Raw genomic sequence first — 18,575 nt, 5'->3', positions numbered from 1 at the left:
CACAGATCAATGCAGAGGTGCCTTTGACCCAAGAAAAACCGACCCAAGAACATGGTTCAGCAGTTGTCGATGCCCACCAGGACCCGCTCGCCCACAAGTCCGAGGTGCTGACCGGCAGCGAGGGGCAGGTCGGGCAGGACCAGGATCAGGAGTGGCAGGAGCGTAGCCGGCGCAATGCCTTCCGCCATGTCGAGGGACTGGGCGAGCTCCAGGACGTGACCGAGGTGGAGTACCGCAAGGTCCGTCTGGAGCGGGTGGTCCTGGTCGGCGTCTGGTCGGGTTCGCGGACCACGGTCGGTCAGGCCGAGGAGTCCCTGCGCGAGCTGGCCGCCCTGGCGCGGACGGCCGGGGCCGAGGTGCTTGACGGGCTGCTCCAGCAGCGGGTCAAGCCCGATCCGGCCACCTACCTGGGTTCGGGCAAGGCACGGGAGCTGGCGGATATCGTGGCTGGGCTGGGCGCCGACACCATCATTACCGATGACGACCTTCATCCCTCCCAGCGACGTGCCCTTGAGGATGTCACCAAGGTCAAAGTGGTCGACAGGACAGCCTTGATTCTGGACATATTCGCCCAGCATGCCACCAGCCGCGAGGGCAAGGCCCAGGTGGAGCTGGCCCAATTGGAGTACATGCTGCCCAGGCTGCGCGGCTGGGGCGGATCCCTCTCCCGCCAGGCCGGCGGCCAGGCTGCAGGGCAGGCCGGCGGCATAGGCTCCCGCGGCCCGGGAGAGACCAAGATCGAGACCGACCGTCGGGTCATCAGGCGACGGATTTCCCGGCTGAAGCGTCAGATCGCCCAGATGGCCCCCTCGCGCCAGGTCAAGCGTGGGTCGCGTCGGCGTTACCAGCTGCCGGCAGTGGCCGTGGTGGGGTATACCAACGCCGGCAAATCCTCGCTGACCAACCGGCTGACCGGCTCCGAGGAGTTGGTGGAGAACGCCCTCTTCGCCACGCTGGACACGGCCGTCAGGCGCACCAAGACGGCAGACGGCCGGCTCTACGTCTACGTGGACACGGTCGGGTTCGTACGCCGTCTGCCCACCCAGCTGGTCGAGGCCTTCAAATCCACCCTGGAGGAGGTGGGGCAGTCCGATCTGATTCTGCACGTCGTAGACGGCTCCCATCCCGATCCCTTCGGGCAGATCAGGGCTGTGGACGCCGTGCTGGCAGACATCCCCGGCGCTGAGTCCATTCCCCGCCTGCTGGTCTTCAACAAGGTTGATCTGATCGATCAGGATGCCCGGCAGCGCCTTGCCAACCTTGAGCCCGAGGCCTTCCTGGTCTCGGCCAGGCAGGGTCGGGGTCTGGAGCCCCTGCGCAGACGAGTGGAGGAGCTGCTGCCCGCCCCCGCTGTGCATGTCCAGGCTATCCTGCCCTACACCAGCGGCTCCCTGCTGGAGCAGGTGCGGCAGCTGGGACGGGTGGATTCGTTGGAATACCGGGCCGATGGGGTTGCGCTGAGCGCTGATGTGGATGACCGGCTGGCAGCTGCCGTGCTTGACCAGGCCATCGATCAGAAGCCCTTGCAGGCTTCAGCGGGTGACACGCCATCAGCCGGGCTGAGCTCATAAGAGCAGGTGCACGCCAGGTCATCTATGCTGGGTAGACTACGTATGTTGTCAGCGGCAAACCCGTTTCCCGGGTTCCGATAAGAGAGGTCCATAAAACTATGGCGGAATCATCAATCAAGCCAACCAAGCTAGCAATCGTGGGAGCCGGAGCCGTGGGGTCGACTCTGGCCTTTTCGGCGGCCCAGCGCGGTGTGGCTCGGGAGATCGTTCTTGAGGATATCAACGCCCAGCGTGTTGAGGCCGAGGTCCGCGACATGCAGCACGGATCCAGCTTCTACCCCACGGTCACCATCGATGGCTCGGACGATCCACAGATCTGCGCCGACGCCGATATGGTGGTCATCACGGCCGGAGCCAGGCAGAAGCCGGGACAGACCCGGCTCGACCTGGCCGGTGCCACCATCAACATGATGAAGTCCATCATCCCTCAGATGGTCGAGGTGGCCCCCAATGCCATCTTCCTGCTGATTACCAACCCCGTCGACATCGTGACCCGGGTTTCCCTGGAGCTGTCCGGGCTGCCGGTCAACCAGATGTTCGGTTCGGGCACCAACCTGGACTCCGCCCGCCTGCGCTACCTGATCGGCCAGCAGACCGGTGTCAACGTCAAGAACGTGCATGCCTACATCGCCGGCGAGCACGGCGACTCCGAGGTCCCGCTCTGGAGCTCGGCCACCATCGGCGGGGTGCCCATGTGCGACTGGATGGAGCTGCCCGGCCACGAGCCTCTGGATGCGGCCAAGCGTGAGGAAATCCACCAGGAGGTGAAGAACGCCGCCTACCAGATCATCGAGGGCAAGGGGGCGACCAACTTCGCCATCGCCATGTCCGGCGTGGACATCATCGAGTCCATCCTCAACGGCACCGACCGAATCCTGCCGGTCAGCTCTTTGCTGGAGGACTTCCACGGCATATCGGACGTGTGCATGTCGGTGCCCAGCGTGCTCAACCGTGACGGGGTCAACACCCACATCAACACTCCGCTGAGCGACGGCGAGCTGGCCGCTCTGAAGCGCTCCGCCGAGACCCTCAAGGAGACGGCCAGCAAGTTCGGCTTCTGAGGATTTGGCATAAGACCCTTGCCTTGCAGCCCCTGGTGACTTACCTTGGTGACTGATGAATCGGGGTATGCATGAGTGCTCATGAAGGTGGTGTCCAAGGCGGCGGATCCGCCCATCGTCGACAGTTGCTGACGACCCTGGCGCTGACGGGATCGGTCTTTGTTGCCGAGGTCGTCGGCGCCTTGGTCACCCGCAGTCTGGCCCTGCTGGTCGATGCCGGGCACATGATGACCGACATGGCTGTGCTGATCGCCTCCACGGTAACCGCTGTGTTGATGGATCGCCGCCCCACGAACCGACGGACCTGGGGCTGGTCCCGTCTGGAGGTCATCACGGCGGCTGGCGGTGCTCTGGTTCTGCTGGCTGTGGGCATCTATGCCATCGTGGAGGCCGTCTTGCGGCTCTGGTCGCCCGGTCGGGATCAGGTCCATCAGCAGGGACTGCTGCTCTTCTTCGGACTTTTGGGTCTGGCTGCCAATGTGGGATCCATCCTGGTCCTGGCCTCAGGGCACAAGGACAATCTGAACATGCGTGCCGCTTTTCTCGAGGTGGTTAACGATGCATTGGGCTCGGTGGCGGTTCTGGTATCAGCCGTGGTCATGATGATCACCGGCTGGGCCGGGTTCGATGCCGTGGCGGGAGGACTGATCGCCCTGCTGATGATTCCCCGCGCGATCAAACTGCTGGCCAGCAGTGTCTCTGTGCTTCTTGAGGAGACTCCGGCGGACCTCGACATGGCCAAGGTCAGGAAGCACCTGGAGGGCGTGCCTGGCGTACTTGAGGTACATGACCTGCATGCCAACAGCGTTTCCACTGGTCTGCCGCAGCTGACGGCGCATGTGGTAGTGCGTCAGGGCACGACGGCTGTTGAGAGCGAACGCATCCTTACCAGCATGCAACGCTGCCTGCGCGATCATTTCCCTGTTTCGGTCGAACACACGACCTTTCAGATAGAACCCCAGGGCCACCGGGATAGCAGCGGCGAGCATTTGGACATGTAGTCTTCAGACCTTGCGCAGAACGGTGACTACCTTGCCCATGATGACGGCGTGGGTGCCGTCGATGGGGGAGTAGGCCGGGTTGTGGGGAATCAGCCAAACGTGGCCCTCCTCGCGGCGGAAGGTTTTTACCGTGGCTCCATCGTCAATCAGGGCTGCAACGATATCTCCGTTCTCAGCTTCCTGCTGGCGGCGGACGACGACAAAGTCCCCGTCGCAGATGGCGGCATCGACCATGGAATCCCCATGGACCTCAAGCATGAAGAGCTCCCCGGATCCGGTCAGACGTTCAGGCAGACGCATGACATCGTCCACGTGCTGCTCGGCCAGAATGGGCTGGCCGGCGGCGATTCTGCCGACCAGGGGCACGTCGCGCGACTGCATGATGGCCTCGTCGGCCTGTGTATCAGGGAAGGGCATGATCTTGGCGATTCCAGCAGTTGGCTCAGGCTGATCCTGGACCAGCTCTATGGCACGTCCCTTGTTGGCAGTCAGACGGATGTAGCCCAGATCCTGCAAGACCTGAAGCTGGTGCTTGACGGAAGAAGTGCTGCGCAGTCCCGCGTCTCTGCCGATCTCCCTGTAGGAGGGCAGGAATCCGCGCTCTGACAGGTGCCGCTTGATGGCTTCCAAGACCTTGGCCTGGCGATCGGTCAGTTTGGGTCTGGACTCCAGATTCGGACTCTTGGAGGTGGCTGCCTTTTCTTTCGTCGTGTCCTTGGCTGAGGGTGAGCCGGTTTCCTGAGATCCGGCGCTGTTGGCAAGGGTGGACTGGTTGAGGGAGCTCGTGGCCGTGGACCCGGTGAAGGGGATGGTACTCACGATGGGCTCCTTTCCTTGGAAACTGAACTCAGTCTAACCTGCCTGAAGTGAAAAATCAAACAAATGTTCGAATCAGCCTTGCCAAATAACCATCGCGGTGCCAGAATGAGAACATCTGTTCGATAGAACAAATGTTCGAAAGAGGTGTGCCATGGTTGTCCGTACCTGTGCCGGTTCCCGCATGTCTGCGCCGACGAACCTGTTTTCGGTCTGCCTGGCCTATGTGCGTCCTGTGTTCTCGTCCGTCTTGGCTCGTCTTCGCAGAGTTGTCAATGCCTGTCTGCCTGATCAGGGGTTTGCGGGTGTTGTCGTGCGCAGAATCGCGGTTTTCCTGGCTGTCGGAGCTTTGACCCTGGCTGGGTTCGGATGGATGGCTCGTCCGGCCAGCTCTGCTCCAGGACCACAGGAAGTCGTCACCAGAACAGTTCGTCCGGGCGACAATGTCTGGTCCTATGCGGCCTCAATCACCCCGCAAGGCGAGGATGTCACCAAGAACGTAGACCGCATCATGCAGATCAACAATATGTCCTCACCCAACCTGCGCGTCGGGGACCGAATTCTGATTCCCAGCGACGAGTGAGGCATCGGCTTTAGATCCAGAAGATGCACGACGGGGCCTCAATGACCTGTCGTTTGGATGAAGGCAGTAGCTGAATTCGAGGAGTTTGTCCAGTGTTATACGCTGATAGGCCCGGTATACGTGGGTCTTGAGATTCTTTGGCGCTATGATATTGCATATGCACTGTCCTTTCTGCCAGAATCCCGATACCAAGGTTGTGGATACGCGAATCAGCGACGACGGCCATGCCATCAGACGCCGCCGTGAGTGTCCGCAATGCTCGCGTCGGTTCACCACGGTGGAGACCTCGATCCTCTTGGTCATGAAACGCTCGGGCAATGCCGAGCCCTTCAACCGCGACAAGGTCATTGCTGGTGTGAGGAAGGCCTGCCAAGGCAGGCCCATCGACGAGAATGACCTGAAACTCCTGGGCCAGCAGGTTGAAGAGGATCTGCGCTCACGCGGCCTGGCTCAGGTGGATTCGGAAGAGGTCGGCAGGGCCATCCTGAAGCCTCTCAGGGAGTTGGACGAAGTGGCCTATCTGCGCTTCGCCTCGGTCTACCGCAACTTCAGCAACCTGGAGGACTTCCAGCAGGCCATCGACACCTTGCGCGCCGAAGACCAGTCTGCCGAAGAGCAGTCTGCAATTCAGCAGTCCTAGAATTGGCTATTCTGGCATCGGCCATTCTGACAGCAACAGGCCAGCAGCTTTCGTCAGTGTGCGACTGGGCTGGCTTGTGACGAGATCGGACTGTGTTTGGAAGCGAACGGGGGCGCCAGGCACGATGCAGGCCTGGCACCTAGGCACTTCATCCCAGGTCCAGCAGCCTGTGATCCCCGGAAGTCTGGGCTATGACCAGCTCCTGTGTCGGTCGCGTCATGGCCACATAGAGGTCAGCCGCCGCGCTCAGCCTGGAAGGGGCTTCATCCTGAATGGCTCCAGGCTCAACCAGAACCACGGCATCGAACTCCAGGCCCTTGGTGTGACCGGTGGTCGTGACCGTGATCTGGTGCTCCTGAGCCTTGTCAATATGCAGCCGTGAGATTACTTCAGCTTCCAGGGCGCCAGGAACGATAATGGCCAGGCGTCCGGTGCCGTCCTTGCCCAGATGACGTTTTGCCAGCTCGCTCACCAGGTCAGGCAGCTGGTCCAACAGGCTTGCTTGATCCTCTGCCCGCAGGCGGCTGACCGAGCCTTCCACCTCTCGCACGGCCTTGAGCGTTGAAACTTCAAGACCTTCGGAGGCTGCGAAGGAGGAGGCCAGGTTGGATACCTGACGAGGGTTGCGATAGTCGATGGTCAGCTGTCGCAAGTCCCAACCATCCGGTCCGAAAAGCGCATCCATGGTGGAGGCCCAGGACCGGGTGCCGCCCAGGGCTGCGGTCTGGGCCACGTCCCCGACGATGGTGAAGGATCGGGAGGGGCAGCGCCGGATCAGCATCCTCCAGTCCATGGCCGTCAGTTCCTGGGCCTCGTCAACCACGATGTGCCCGTAGACCCATTCACGGTCGGCGGCCGCCTGGGTGGCTGCCTGGTTCTCGTCCTGACCGTTGATGGAATCCAACAGCATCTGGGAGGTCACGATCCCTGTGCCGATGCCATTCTGGGCCAAGGTGTCGCTGGCAAACCGCCGTTCCTCATCGCGACGGGCCTTTTCAGCCTGTTCGCGGTCCGCCTGGCGCGGGTCGGGGCCCAGCAGCTCCATGGCCTCGTCCAGGATGGGGATGTCGGATACGGTCAGTTCGGCGCCATCCTGGCGGGTCAGCAGATCAATCTGTTCAGGAGTCAGCCAGGGGGCGAACCGGCGTAGACGGTCCGGCCTGGACCAGAGGTCGTTGACCAGCCAGCGGGGGTTCATGGGCAGCCAGGCCAGGTTGAGAGTCCTCCGCACCTGGTCGTTCAGCCGCAGCAGGGAGGTGACCCGGGCGAGTTCCTCGGCTCCGGGCTGATAGTCCACCCCTTCGGCATAGCGGGCGGTCATAGCGTTCAGGGCCGAGCGCACAAAGGTGTTCCTGGCTTTGTTGTGGGGCTGGTGGCTGCGTCGGGCATCGATCAGGGCCTGTTCCAGGTCGACCGCCAGCATGGGGACGGCCACCCCATCCACCTTGACCGTGGGCAGGGAGGCAGGAACCCGCTCACGTGAGGCGACGGCGTTGGCTACAGCCTCGGCCATGCGGATGTCCCCCTTGAGTCGGGCCACGTGCGGGTCCTCCTGGCGGTCGGCGCTGATGCCGGGGATGAGGTCGCCCATGGTGCGGCTGAGCACTCCGGTCTCGCCCAGGGAGGGCAGAACCTGGTCGATGTAGTGCAGGAAGGCGTTGCTGGGCCCGACGATCAGCACGCCTGAACTCTCCAGTCGGCGCCGGTGAGTGTAGAGCAGATAAGCCGCCCGGTGCAGAGCCACGGCCGTCTTGCCGGTGCCCGGTCCGCCCTGGACCACCAGCGGACGGGTCATGGGGGAGCGGATGATCCGGTCCTGTTCAGCCTGGATGGTGGCCACGATGTCGGTCATCTGCCCGGTGCGGCGGCTGGACAGGGATGCCATGAGCGCGCCCTCGCCGGCCAGGGTGCCGCCCTGGGCCGCCTTGTCCACTTCCGGGGCCGACAGGTCCAGAACCTCATCCTCGATGCCGGTGACCTGGCGGAAGTTGAGGGTGATGTGCCTACGCATGACGATGTCGCCGTGATCCGCCGGGGTGGCCTCGTAGAAGGGGCGTGCGGCCTCGGCACGCCAGTCGGTCAGGATTGGCTCGTGATTGCTGTCCAGCAGGCCCAGTCGCCCGATATATCGCCGGCCGCCCTGGGCTGTATCCAGTCGGCCGAAGACCAGACGGTCCTCTACGGCCCGCAGCTGGGTGAGCCGGTCCTCATACATGTTGGCGAAGGAATCCCGCTCGGTACGCTGCGTGGGGGAACCGTGGGAGCCGGCGGCCCGAACCGCGTCCAGTCTGGTCCTGGCCTGCGCCCGCAGCTCGTCCAGACGGCCGTAGGCCCTGTCCACCGCCGTCTGCTCTTCATGCAGCTGTGAGGAATAGCTCGACATGTGTGTCCGTTCTGTGGAATGTTCAAAATCGGATGATCCAATATACCGCTCGACCTCTACATTTTTTCGGTCCATCTGACCCCTGGCCGCGCCCTCCTTGCCGGGTGGCGAAACGCCGAGGCGAACCCGTCGGTGAGGCGAATGGTTGGATTTGGGCCTGAAGTGGTGTCAAGGTGGTGAGCAATGGGGATAAGTGGGGTAAAGTGGGGAGCACTGCGTAGGGGACGCTACCCGATGGGGCCGTCCCATGGTTACCAAACTGGCATTGGAGGTGGGGCATGGCCGATACATATGACGCAGATGCCGCCTCGCCTTCCCTGCCGCCTATGCTTCTGGGCACCTACACCCCCAAGATGGATTCCAAGGGCCGCCTGGCTCTGCCCGCCAGGTTCCGCGCCCAGCTGGGTCAGGGCCTGGTCATGGCCCGTGGCCAGGAACGTTGCGTCAGCCTGCTGCCCACCGAGGAATTTCGACGGATGGCCGTGCGCATCCAGCACACCTCCATGGGCGACAAGTCGGCCAGGGACTACCTGCGCGTATTTCTGTCCGGCGCCGTCGACCAGGTCCCCGACAAGCAGGGCCGCATCCTGGTTCCGCCCATGCTGCGCTCATATGCACGGCTGACGGGCCCCGTCGTGGTCATCGGCGTGGGCACCCGTGCTGAGATCTGGGATCAGGATTCCTGGACTGCCTACCTGGAGAGCAAGGAGCAGGGCTACGCCGACATTGCCGATGATGTTCTTCCGGCGGTGGATTGCTGATGGAGGCCCTGATGTCAGATCGCAATCCTCCCGACCAGGAGGCCGTGGACAGCGGCAGGGTCCACCGTCCCGTACTGCTGGAACGCTGCCTTGCGCTGGCTCGACCCGCCTTGGAGCACCCGGGGGCCGTGGCTGTGGATTGCACGCTGGGCCTGGCTGGTCACGCCACCGCCTTCCTCAAGTCCTGCCCTGAGGCCCGTCTTATTGGCATAGACAGGGACAGCCAGGCCCTGGATCTGGCCACTGGCCGGATGCGCGACGAGGGTCTGGCCGACCGCTTCACGCCGGTTCACGCCCCCTTTGATCAGCTGGACCAGCAGCTTGATGCCCTGGGCCTGGGGCAAGTGGACCTGGTTTTCATGGATCTGGGATTGTCTTCTCTGCAGATCGACCAGCGCGACAGGGGATTCACCTACCGTCAGGATGCCCCGCTGGACATGCGCATGGATACCAGCCAGGAGCTGACGGCTGCGCAGGTCCTGGCCGAGTACGACCAGGCCCGGCTGGCTGACATCTTCTCCAGATATGGGGAGGAACGCTATGCAGGACGCATCGCTCGGGCCATCGTCGAGGCCAGGCAGGAGCAGCCGCTGACCACCTCGGCCCAGCTGGACCGTCTGGTCGACAGGGCAGTGCCGCGCGGCCATCGTCCCCCGGGCAATCCGGCCAAGAGGGTTTTCCAGGCCCTGCGCATCGAGGTCAACGGGGAGTTGGATCGTTTGAGGCGCACCCTGCCCCAGGCCATGCTGCGGCTGGCTCAGGGGGGCCGTCTGATTGTGGAGTCCTACCATTCTCTGGAGGACCGCATGGTCAAGCGCTTCATGGCGCCAGGGCTGCACGTGGACCTGCCGGCGGGCATGCCGGTGGTGCCCGATCAGGCCCGCCCCTATCTATCGGATCTGACTCATGGGGCCATTAAGGCCGACGCGGCCGAGCGGGAACACAACCCAAGATCGGCTTCAGTGCGTCTGCGGGCCGTGGAGATGATCGGAGCCATCCCCGAGGAGCGCCGTCGCCGGCTTCAGGCCGAGGCCCGTGGTGAGGGCTCGGATGGTCGTCATCGCCGCGTCGGCCATGGTTCGGAATCGAGGCGCCGGTCATGACCATGCCAGCACGTTCAGTCCGTTCCAAGGCGTCTGCGGACAAGGGCCATCCCCGCATTCAGGAGATGCCCACCAGGCCTGAGCTCAGTTTGATCAAGGGCACAGGCAAACCGGGCAAGGACCGCCATCCCGAACGAGGCCCGGTGGCTGAGGGGGCCAGGCGTCTGATTGGCTGGACGCGCACCCGCGGCAACCCCCTGCTGCGGATCATGGCCTCCGTGGTTTTTCTGGCTGCCTGCATGTTCGGTTCCCTGATGCTGCGCACGCAGATGGTCCAGGACTCCTTCGAAGCTACCCAGATCCAGCATGAGATCAGCAATCTCAACCAGGACGTCCAGGATGACCAGAACAAGCTCGACCAGCTCCAGGCTTCTTTGCCGGACAAGGCCCAGCAGTTGGGCATGCAGCCTCAGCAAGGCCTGAACTCCATCGATCTGCAGGGCTACAAGCCCCGTCAGGATGCCCAGGGCAAGGCGGGGCATCCATGAGCGGCAAGGGAACCAAGCGCTCCTGGCACCTCTCCTTCTGCAAGCGTTCGCTGTCTGTGGGCCTGATCCTGGTCCTGGTGGCCGCCCTGGCCCTGGGCAAGCTGGCCTATATCCAGCTCTTCGACGGAAGGTCCATGGCCCAAGCCGCTGCGGCGGGCCGCACCGTGCCGCACACCATCAAGGCCCAGCGTGGCCGCATCCTGGACGTCAATGGCCGCGTGCTGGCCCAGAGCCTGGAGCGGTACAACATCATCGGTGACCCCGAAGCGGCCGCCTCCTTCATACCTGTCAACTGCACCAAGCGCACAGGCAGCGACTGCCACAGCATCAAAGGCCACCCGGTGGGCGCTGACGGTGCTGCCGGCGTGGCCCGCCTCCTGGCGCCGGCCCTGGGAATGAACGCCATGGAGCTGGGCGGCAAACTCAGCGTCCCCGGACGGTACGTGGTCTTGGCCAAGCGGGTGACTCCCGAGGTCAAGCGCTCCATCGACAAGCTGGGGCTGCAGGGGATCATCACGGCAGAGCTGAGCAGCGAACGCACCTATCCCCATGCGGATCTGATGGGAGCCCTGATCGGGGGCATCGACGACAGCGGCAAGGGCGTGGCCGGGATCGAGCAGATGGAGAATCGGCAGCTGACCGGCTCTGACGGCTACACGGTCTACCAGCAGGGGATGCTTGGACAGGAGATCCCCGGAACCGTGACCCGTCAGCGCAATCCGGTCAACGGCAAGGATGTGACCCTGACCGTTGATCAGGACGTTCAGTGGTACGTCCGTCAGGCCCTCAAGTCGGGCTGCCAGCGCTTTCATGCCGACTGGGCCCTGGCCGTCGTCCAGGACACCCGCACCAACGAGATCCTGGCCCTGGCCGACACTGACGATTACCAGGCTGGCAGCGACCAGGCCAAGGTCAACTCTTCGCGGGCGGTGGCGGAGACCTTCGAGCCCGGCTCCATCGGCAAGACCATCTCGATCTCCGGCATGCTTCAGGAGCAGGTGCACTCCATGAGCGACCGCTTCACTGTGCCCGACCACATCACCGTGGACAACCAGCAGTACAAGGATGCCTTCGACCATCCAGCCGAGCACTGGACCCTTGCCGGCATTCTGCAGAACTCCTCCAACGTGGGCATGGTCATGGCCGGCGAACACTACCCGGATCAGAAGCGCTACGACTATCTGACCCGCTTTGGCATCGGCCAGGCCTCGTCCCTGGGCCTGCCGGGGGAGTCCAAGGGCCTGCTGACTTCGCCTCAGACCTGGGACCGACGCACGCGCAACACGGTATTGTTCGGCCAGGGCTACGCCACCAACGCCATCCAGCTGACCAACGTCATCGCCACCCTGGCCAACAAGGGGGTCCGGGCCGACCAGACCATCATCCGCGGCCAGGATGCCGTCAACGCCAACCGGGTGAGGGTAGTGGACGAGAAGGTGGCGGCTACGGTCATGAACGGCATGGAGTCGGTGGCTGAAAAGTACCAGAATACAGCCAAGGTGGATGGCTATCGGGTGGCCTCCAAGACCGGCACCGCCGAGGTGGCCGACAGCTCGGGCGGCCTGGGCGGCATCATCAGCGACTGGGTGGGCATCCTGCCTGCTGACGACCCCCATTATGTTGTCACCGTAGTCCTGAAGAATCCCCACAGCAGCGATGGCGTTTTCGGCAGCATCACCGCCGGCCCCATCTTCGCTCAGATCGGTGAATTCCTTATGCAGAAATACCAGGTCCCCACGTCTGGGCCCAGAACCGATGCTATCCCGGTAACATGGTGATACCGGCAGGCATCATGGCGTTCCCGGACGAAGGAGAGATTGCAGCATGAGTGCGCTGAGTGAATCAATCTCCCGACGGTTGACCCTGGGGCAGCTCAAAGGACGCTACGGGCTGACCCTGGTCCCCGATTTCGCTGAACCAGTTACGGTGACCTCACTGGTGGACGACCTGCCCTCAGTGCGGCCCGGCAGTCTGTATGTGCCAGCAGACCAGCAGGTGGACCAGGGCATGATCGAGGAGGCCGAGCGTCGAGGGGCCTACGCAGCCCTGCTGCCGACCTCGGCCCGTCAAGAGGTGGGACGAGCCCGCATACCCCTGCTCTTCGGCACCATGCACGCCTGGCAGATGGGCCAGCTGCTGTCCAACGCTGCAGGGGACCCTTCGGGAGCCCTGGCCGTCTTCGCCCTGGTCGGTTCCCAGGTGCAGGAGCAGGTGGATCTCTTGGCCGACTTCCTGCACGTGCTGGGCAATCCCGTCGGCATTCTCAGCTCCAAGGGTTCCTATTCGCTGGACCGGCGACTGGACCTGGAATATCCCCTGAGCATGTTCGATGTGCAACGCAGTCTGTCCATCGCCCTGGAGGACGGGGCGGCCGCCGTGGTCATCTCCGTGGACGAACAGACCCTGGCCAGGGATGCCCTGCAGGCGGTGGATCTGGATGTAGTGGCCCTGGGTGCCCAGGAGGGCTCCACGCGCGATATGCGGCACGTACGGCTGATCTCCAGGGCCCGCCGATATGGGTTCAGCCTGGGCGGGCACACCATCGTAGCCCGGCGCAACGAGGAATCCGACGGGCTGGCCCGGCAGTCCCTGCCCGCCGATGCACAGAGCGACGACCTGTCCCTGTGCATCGCCATGACCATGGCCGCCGGCGTCAAACGCAACAACATCAGGAGCGCCCTGCGCGTCTCCCGCGAAATGTCCTGAGAGGTGAGGATGAGTCAGTCTGTAGGGGCCGGGTCCATGCCCATGACCCTGGAAGAGGTCGTCGAATATGTGCACGGCCGGCTGGTCGAGGTCAGTCCTGGTCACGAATCCGACCAGCGGTCCGTGCGCATGCGGGTGGTGACCGACTCCCGTCAGGCCAAGCCCGATGGACTCTTCGTAGCCATCAAGGGCGAGCACGTGGATGGTCATGACTATGTTCCCGGCTTGGGAGCCAAGGGCTGCCGGGCGGCCCTGGTCGACCATCTCGTTCCGGGCGCTGACCTGCCCCAGATTCTTGTGGACGATACGGTTGACGCCTTGGGGCTGCTGGCCCGGGCCAGCATAGACCGTCGGCGCGCAGCCTCGGAACCCTTTACGGTGATCGGCATCACCGGATCCGTCGGCAAGACCACCACCAAGGATCTGCTGTCCTCCCTGCTGGCACTCCTTGGTCCGGTGGTGGCCCCTGTCGGGTCTTTCAACAACGAGATCGGCCTTCCTCTGACCGCCTTGGAGGTCGGGCCTGACGCCCGGTATCTGGTGGCCGAGATGGGTGCCAACCACCTGGGTGAGATCGCCCGGCTGACCACAATGGTTCCCCCGGACATGGCTCTGGTCCTCAAGGTAGGAGTGGCCCACCTGGGCGAATTCGGCTCCGTGGATCGCATCGCCCAGGCCAAGAGCGAGATCGTGCAAGGCCTGGTGCCGGGCGGGACAGCCGTGCTCAACGCAGACGATTCCCGGGTGGCTGCCATGGCTGATCTGGCCTCTGGGCCTGTTCTGCGGTTTGGCATGGCCGCTGAGGACGGCGGTCAGGACCGCAGCCTGGACGGCTCGGCTCGCTACCTTGGCAGCGACAGCCTGGACAGGCCGGCCTTCGAGCTGCGTCTGCCTGGCCAGCAACCAGTGCGGTTGCGTCTGGGCATCCCGGGGCGGCACAATGTCATGAACGCCCTGGCTGCCGCCACGGTAGCCCACGCTCTGGGTCTGGACGCAGAACGCATCGCCGATGAGCTGGGTCGACAGCGGCAAATAAGCCCGCATCGGATGGCCCTGTCTTCGGTCCGGCTGCCGGATGCCTCCTTCACGCTGATCGATGATTCCTTCAACGCCAATCCCGACTCCGTGCGGGCTGGCCTGGACGCCCTGGCCGCCTGGAAGGGATCCGATGGCCCGGTCTATCGGATAGCTGTCCTGGGGGTCATGCTTGAGCTGGGCGATCGAGGGGAGCGGCTGCACCAGGAGATCGGCGCCTACTGCCGTCGGTTGGGCATTGATGCATTGGTCGCGGTGGGCTGCCTGGATCAGCAGATGGACGGGTTGGTTCATGCTCTTGTCCGTGGCGCTGGCGGCCTATCCGGTCGGAGCGAGGAACAGCCTGGGGCCATGCGCGTCCTCTTCGCCCAGGATGCTGACCAGGCCGATCACATGGTTCGCCGCCTATGCGCCAAGCATCCTGACCGGCAAAATCTTGTCCTGCTCAAGGGCTCGCACATGTCCGGCCTGTCCGGTCTGGCCGACCGGTGGCAGGGCTGAGCCATGAATCTGCTGGCATCCCCACAGCGGGGTAGAACGTTCAAGGACAGAATCCAAGAGTTGGAGTACACACTGTGATTGCCCTCATCATCGGAATCCTGGTCGCCTTGGTGGTGACGCTGGCAGGCACCCCCCTGCTGATACGGCTGGTCCACCGTCTGCACTACGGCCAGTACATCCGCCAGGATGGGCCCAAGTCCCACCTGGTCAAGCGCGGCACCCCGACCATGGGCGGGCTGATCATCAACCTGGCCATCCTGCTGGGTTGGGCAGCCTCGGCGCTCTACCGCTACCTGTCGCGGGGGGAATCCGTGTCCCTGTCGGCCATGCTGGTGCTGTTCGCCATGCTCTCCATGGGCTTCCTGGGCTTCATCGACGACTTCGCCAAGGTGCGCAAGAAGCAGAACCTGGGCCTGTCGGTCAGGGCCAAGTTCATCGGCCAGTTCATACTGGCCACCATCTACGCGGTGCTGGCTCTGAAGCTGCCCACCAAGAACGGGTACCCCAGCGCCCAGGCGGGCATCTCCTTCGTGGAGCAGCCCATCATCGACTTCAGAATGGCAGGCAGCGTCCTGTCCGTGGTGCTGTTCATCATCTGGGTCAATCTGCTGATGACGGCCTGGAGCAATGCGGTCAACCTGACTGACGGCCTGGACGGGCTGGCTTCAGGCTCCTCCATGATCGCCTTCGTGGGTTACACGGTCATCGCCTTCTGGGAAAGCTACCACTTGAAGGGCGGCAGCCATCCCGGCCATGCCTATGCGGTCTCCGACCCCCTGGACCTGGCCATCATCGCCTGCTGCGCGGCCGTGGCCTGCTTCGGCTTCCTCTGGTACAACACCAATCCAGCCTCCATCTTCATGGGAGACACCGGATCCTTGGCCCTGGGCGGGCTCTTCGCAGCCCTGTCCATCGCCACTCATACCGAGCTTCTGGCGGTCATCCTGGGCGGGCTCTTCGTGGGCGAGGCCGCCTCCGACGTCATCCAGGTGGGCTACTTCAAGCTCACCCACAAGCGGGTCTTCAAGATGGCGCCCATCCACCACCACTTCGAGCTGATGGGTTGGCAGGAGTCCAAGGTGGTTGTCCGGTTCTGGATGGTGGACCTGATCTTCGTCCTGCTGGCCCTGGTCTGCTTCTATGCAGACTGGGTGGTCCGCTCCGGGCTGCCCATCTGAGCGCGTCCATTCACGGTACCGGACTTCGGCAGCCGGTATCATGCCAAGCAGATGCCGGAGCTAGCGGAATGAGGTGTTCATGGATATGGACTTGAGCCAGAAGCGTGTACTGGTCGCCGGGCTGGGCATTTCCGGACGGAGCGTGGCCGCAGCCCTGCGAGGCCGGGCGGCCGGAGTGACTACTGTGGACCAGCGCGCCCCGCAGGCCGATCTTCATGACTTCGACCAGGTGGACTGGAGCCAGGTGGACCTGGTCATGGCCTCGCCCGTCTTCAATCCGCGCACCCCATTTATCCTTGAGGCGCAGCGTCGGGGCATCCCTGTGGTCAGCGAAGTGGAGATGGCTTGGATGCTGCGGGTGCCCGCAGCCCGGACCGGCCGGCCAGCCCCCTGGATCGGAATCACCGGCACCAATGGCAAGACATCGACCACCAGGATGGTCGCCGCCATGATGCAGGCCAGCGGGTTCACGGCCCCTGCGGTGGGCAACATCGGCAAGGCCGTCTCCACAGCCGTTCTGGACTCCGACAACGACATGCTCTGCGTAGAGCTGAGCTCCTTCCAGCTGCACTTCACTTTTTCGCCGACCCTGGAGTGCGCGGCCATCACCAATCTGGCCGACGACCACCTGGACTGGCACGGTGGCTTTGAGGCCTATGCGGCCGACAAGGCGCGCATCTACCGGGGCGTGCGCAAGGCCCTGGTCTACAACGCTGACGACTCCCGAGTCTCCGATCTGGCCAGGCAGGCGCAGCCAGCCCCAGGCTGCCGACGTGTGGGGTTCACCCTGGGTCGGCCCGAGCCTGGGCAGTTGGGCGTAGAGGATGGCTGGGTCATAGACCACAGCGGATTGACCGGTCATGACTTTGAGGAGGGCGTCAGGCTGGTCCGGGTGGCCGACCTGACGGATCTGTGCGAGCCTGACGGCACGGTCTACCCCCATCTGCTGGCTGACGCCCTCTGCGCCCTGGCTCTGGCCCTGGGTGCTGGGGCCAAGGTCGACGCGGCCATCGAAGCCATGCGTGCTTTCACCCCTGGCGACCACAGGATCAGTACGGTGGCCACCCTGGGCCAGGGTTCGCAGGCCATCCGTTTTGTCGACGACTCCAAGGCCACCAACGCCCATGCCGCCGAGGCCTCCCTGGCCAGTTACCATGACGGCCAGGTGGTCTGGCTGGCCGGCGGGCTGGCCAAGGGCGCCCGCTTTGACGATCTGGTCCGGTCCCGCAGGTCCAAGCTGGCTGCAGCCGTGGTCATCGGCCGGGATCAGCAGCCCATAGTTCAAGCCATCAAGGACCAGGCGCCCGATCTGCCGGTTACCCTGATCGACCCTGGTGCCGGCGATCAGGTTATGGCCCGGGCCGTCCGTGCCGCTGGCTCCTATGCACAGCCCGGCCAGGTGGTTCTGCTGGCCCCCGCCTGCGCTTCCATGGACCAGTTCGCCTCCTATGCCGACCGGGGCGACCAGTTTGCCCAGCAGGCCGAACAGTGGGTCCACGAGCATGAAGCGCGACACTGATCCGCACAAGGCTCCCTCTCGGGGGTCTGGCGGCAAGGGGGACTACCGGGGCTGGCGGGCCATCCTCAACCCGCTCTGGTGCTACTACGGCTTTTTGGCCACGGTCGTCGCCACCACGGTTTTCGGCCTGATGATGGTCTTTTCCTCCTCGGCTGTGGATCTGGTGGCCCAGGGCAGCTCTCCCTGGAGCCAGGTTATTCGTCAGAGCATATACGCCGTGGTGGGGCTGTTGCTGGCCCTTTTGGCCGTAAGGATCAGCATCGACCGCTACCGGAGCTGGAGTACCGGGTTTCTGATTGTCAGCCAGGGTATTCAGTTGCTGACGCGTACTCCCCTGGGGCGGTCTGCCAACGGCAATGAGGGATGGATCTCGGTGGGGGGCATCTCCATGCAGCCGGCCGAGCTGCTCAAACTGGCCCTGTGCCTGTGGCTGCCCCAGGCCCTGATCGAAGCCCAGCGGCAGGCTGGCAAGGATTCCGACCTGAAGAGCCTGGCCAAGGCCTATGCCAAGCCTGCCGCCGGTTTTATCGTCAGTTTCCTGCTGATCATGCTGGGCAAGGATCTGGGAACGGCCATGATCATCGTCATCATCGGCTTCGTGGCCTTCCTGGTCTCGGGCTTCCCCCTGCGCTGGCTGCTCAGCCTGGCAGTTCTGGGGATGGCCGCGGTCATCGGCTTTTCGGTCTACGGCAACAGCAACCGGACCCAGCGGATCATGGCCGCCTACGGCAAGTGCTCGGCGGATGACATTCAGGGTGTCTGCTACCAGTCCATACACGGACTGTATGCCATGGCCTCGGGGGGCCTGACCGGGGTCGGGCTGGGAAACTCCAGAGAGAAGTGGAACTACCTGCCCGAGGCGCACAATGACTTCATCTTCGCTGTCATCGGCGAGGAGCTGGGCTTTGTAGGGGCGGCCATGCTTATTCTGGTCTTCGTGGTCATGGGCTGGTGCATGCTGAGGATCGCCCTGACCACCAGGAACCGGTATGCGGGCATGGTGCTGATCTGCCTGGATGTATGGCTGGTGGGTCAAGCCCTGGTCAACATCTGCGTGGTTCTGGGCCTGTTGCCGGTCATCGGCCTGCCCCTGCCCTTCGTGTCGGCTGGAGGGACCGCCCTGATCTCCTGCCTGGCTTCGGCCGGGGTGGCCCTGCAGATGATTCGGACTCAACCGGACGTGAAGGCGGCCACAGACGGGTCATGAGATATGGAATGGATATGGCGGA

General features: G+C 63.8%; 16 protein-coding genes. 14 read left to right on the top strand and 2 right to left on the bottom strand.

The window, feature by feature from the left end; translation table 11 throughout:
* Positions 1 to 104: 104 nt before the first annotated feature.
* From hflX to ACUIAH_RS03795, 3 genes are all read left to right on the top strand, one after another.
* Positions 105 to 1,571 (top strand): GTPase HflX, encoded by a 1,467-nt coding sequence (gene hflX / locus ACUIAH_RS03805; protein WP_445341542.1) that lies wholly within the window; start codon positions 105 to 107, stop codon positions 1,569 to 1,571.
* A gap of 98 nt (positions 1,572 to 1,669) precedes the next feature.
* The gene (locus ACUIAH_RS03800; RefSeq protein ID WP_024627229.1) at positions 1,670 to 2,632 is read left to right on the top strand and encodes an L-lactate dehydrogenase; all 963 of its coding nucleotides are present in this window, start codon (positions 1,670 to 1,672) and stop codon (positions 2,630 to 2,632) included.
* 71 nt (positions 2,633 to 2,703) lie between these two features.
* The gene (locus ACUIAH_RS03795; protein WP_306221899.1) at positions 2,704 to 3,633 is read left to right on the top strand and encodes a cation diffusion facilitator family transporter; all 930 of its coding nucleotides are present in this window, start codon (positions 2,704 to 2,706) and stop codon (positions 3,631 to 3,633) included.
* Positions 3,634 to 3,636: 3 nt separating this feature from the next.
* Here the strand turns inward: ACUIAH_RS03795 and lexA are convergent, their stop codons facing one another.
* Positions 3,637 to 4,305, bottom strand: a complete 669-nt coding sequence (gene lexA / locus ACUIAH_RS03790) for a transcriptional repressor LexA (RefSeq protein WP_445341541.1) — start codon at positions 4,303 to 4,305, stop codon at positions 3,637 to 3,639.
* 298 nt (positions 4,306 to 4,603) lie between these two features.
* Between lexA and ACUIAH_RS03785 the strand changes: the two genes are divergently transcribed.
* Positions 4,604 to 5,032: a LysM peptidoglycan-binding domain-containing protein gene (locus ACUIAH_RS03785; RefSeq protein ID WP_445341445.1), complete on the top strand. Its 429-nt coding sequence runs from the start codon at positions 4,604 to 4,606 to the stop codon at positions 5,030 to 5,032.
* A 157-nt stretch (positions 5,033 to 5,189) separates the two neighbouring features.
* Positions 5,190 to 5,672 (top strand): transcriptional regulator NrdR, encoded by a 483-nt coding sequence (gene nrdR, locus ACUIAH_RS03780; protein WP_045924089.1) that lies wholly within the window; start codon positions 5,190 to 5,192, stop codon positions 5,670 to 5,672.
* A 148-nt stretch (positions 5,673 to 5,820) separates the two neighbouring features.
* On the opposite strand, the gene ACUIAH_RS03775 is transcribed toward nrdR, so the two are convergent.
* Positions 5,821 to 8,055, bottom strand: coding sequence for a HelD family protein (locus ACUIAH_RS03775; protein WP_445341444.1), 2,235 nt, complete (start codon positions 8,053 to 8,055; stop codon positions 5,821 to 5,823).
* A 278-nt stretch (positions 8,056 to 8,333) separates the two neighbouring features.
* Between ACUIAH_RS03775 and mraZ the strand changes: the two genes are divergently transcribed.
* From mraZ to ACUIAH_RS03730, 9 genes are all read left to right on the top strand, one after another.
* Positions 8,334 to 8,816, top strand: coding sequence for a division/cell wall cluster transcriptional repressor MraZ (gene mraZ, locus ACUIAH_RS03770; protein WP_445341443.1), 483 nt, complete (start codon positions 8,334 to 8,336; stop codon positions 8,814 to 8,816).
* Between the two features lie 11 nt (positions 8,817 to 8,827).
* Positions 8,828 to 9,919 (top strand): 16S rRNA (cytosine(1402)-N(4))-methyltransferase RsmH, encoded by a 1,092-nt coding sequence (gene rsmH, locus ACUIAH_RS03765; RefSeq protein WP_045924304.1) that lies wholly within the window; start codon positions 8,828 to 8,830, stop codon positions 9,917 to 9,919.
* Positions 9,916 to 10,407, top strand: a complete 492-nt coding sequence (locus tag ACUIAH_RS03760; protein WP_445341442.1) for a hypothetical protein — start codon at positions 9,916 to 9,918, stop codon at positions 10,405 to 10,407. The genes rsmH and ACUIAH_RS03760 overlap by 4 nt, the downstream gene beginning before the upstream one ends.
* Complete coding sequence (locus ACUIAH_RS03755) at positions 10,404 to 12,185, top strand: peptidoglycan D,D-transpeptidase FtsI family protein (RefSeq protein ID WP_313836921.1); 1,782 nt, start codon at positions 10,404 to 10,406, stop codon at positions 12,183 to 12,185. Before ACUIAH_RS03760 ends, ACUIAH_RS03755 begins: the two co-directional genes overlap by 4 nt.
* 46 nt (positions 12,186 to 12,231) lie before the next feature.
* Entirely contained in the window at positions 12,232 to 13,113 is an 882-nt protein-coding gene (locus tag ACUIAH_RS03750; RefSeq protein ID WP_445341441.1) for a UDP-N-acetylmuramyl peptide synthase, read from the top strand.
* A 9-nt stretch (positions 13,114 to 13,122) separates the two neighbouring features.
* Entirely contained in the window at positions 13,123 to 14,649 is a 1,527-nt protein-coding gene (locus tag ACUIAH_RS03745) for a UDP-N-acetylmuramoyl-tripeptide--D-alanyl-D-alanine ligase (RefSeq protein WP_445341440.1), read from the top strand.
* Between the two features lie 74 nt (positions 14,650 to 14,723).
* Complete coding sequence (mraY, locus tag ACUIAH_RS03740) at positions 14,724 to 15,827, top strand: phospho-N-acetylmuramoyl-pentapeptide-transferase (protein ID WP_045924096.1); 1,104 nt, start codon at positions 14,724 to 14,726, stop codon at positions 15,825 to 15,827.
* A gap of 79 nt (positions 15,828 to 15,906) precedes the next feature.
* Positions 15,907 to 17,346, top strand: coding sequence for a UDP-N-acetylmuramoyl-L-alanine--D-glutamate ligase (gene murD, locus ACUIAH_RS03735; RefSeq protein WP_445341439.1), 1,440 nt, complete (start codon positions 15,907 to 15,909; stop codon positions 17,344 to 17,346).
* Positions 17,330 to 18,553, top strand: a complete 1,224-nt coding sequence (locus ACUIAH_RS03730) for a peptidoglycan glycosyltransferase FtsW (protein ID WP_445341438.1) — start codon at positions 17,330 to 17,332, stop codon at positions 18,551 to 18,553. The genes murD and ACUIAH_RS03730 overlap by 17 nt, the downstream gene beginning before the upstream one ends.
* Positions 18,554 to 18,575: the final 22 nt, after the last annotated feature.

The organism is Bifidobacterium sp. ESL0820 (genome assembly GCF_052606235.1).
The sequence above is the reverse complement of the archived record's forward strand: the minus strand, read 5'-3'. Positions and strand labels throughout refer to the sequence as shown.

Bases quoted from the DNA above. Each gene is read 5' to 3' on its own strand.
- ACUIAH_RS03785 (WP_445341445.1), top strand. From the start codon at position 4,604: ATGGTTGTCCGTACCTGTGCCGGTTCCCGCATGTCTGCGCCGACGAAC.
- ACUIAH_RS03760 (WP_445341442.1), top strand. From the start codon at position 9,916: ATGACCATGCCAGCACGTTCAGTCCGTTCCAAGGCGTCTGCGGACAAG.
- rsmH (WP_045924304.1), top strand. From the start codon at position 8,828: ATGTCAGATCGCAATCCTCCCGACCAGGAGGCCGTGGACAGCGGCAGG.
- nrdR (WP_045924089.1), top strand. From the start codon at position 5,190: ATGCACTGTCCTTTCTGCCAGAATCCCGATACCAAGGTTGTGGATACG.
- ACUIAH_RS03730 (WP_445341438.1), top strand. From the start codon at position 17,330: ATGAAGCGCGACACTGATCCGCACAAGGCTCCCTCTCGGGGGTCTGGC.
- ACUIAH_RS03795 (WP_306221899.1), top strand. From the start codon at position 2,704: ATGAGTGCTCATGAAGGTGGTGTCCAAGGCGGCGGATCCGCCCATCGT.
- ACUIAH_RS03750 (WP_445341441.1), top strand. From the start codon at position 12,232: ATGAGTGCGCTGAGTGAATCAATCTCCCGACGGTTGACCCTGGGGCAG.
- murD (WP_445341439.1), top strand. From the start codon at position 15,907: ATGGATATGGACTTGAGCCAGAAGCGTGTACTGGTCGCCGGGCTGGGC.
- ACUIAH_RS03755 (WP_313836921.1), top strand. From the start codon at position 10,404: ATGAGCGGCAAGGGAACCAAGCGCTCCTGGCACCTCTCCTTCTGCAAG.
- mraZ (WP_445341443.1), top strand. From the start codon at position 8,334: ATGGCCGATACATATGACGCAGATGCCGCCTCGCCTTCCCTGCCGCCT.
- ACUIAH_RS03745 (WP_445341440.1), top strand. From the start codon at position 13,123: ATGAGTCAGTCTGTAGGGGCCGGGTCCATGCCCATGACCCTGGAAGAG.
- ACUIAH_RS03800 (WP_024627229.1), top strand. From the start codon at position 1,670: ATGGCGGAATCATCAATCAAGCCAACCAAGCTAGCAATCGTGGGAGCC.
- ACUIAH_RS03775 (WP_445341444.1), bottom strand. From the start codon at position 8,055: ATGTCGAGCTATTCCTCACAGCTGCATGAAGAGCAGACGGCGGTGGAC.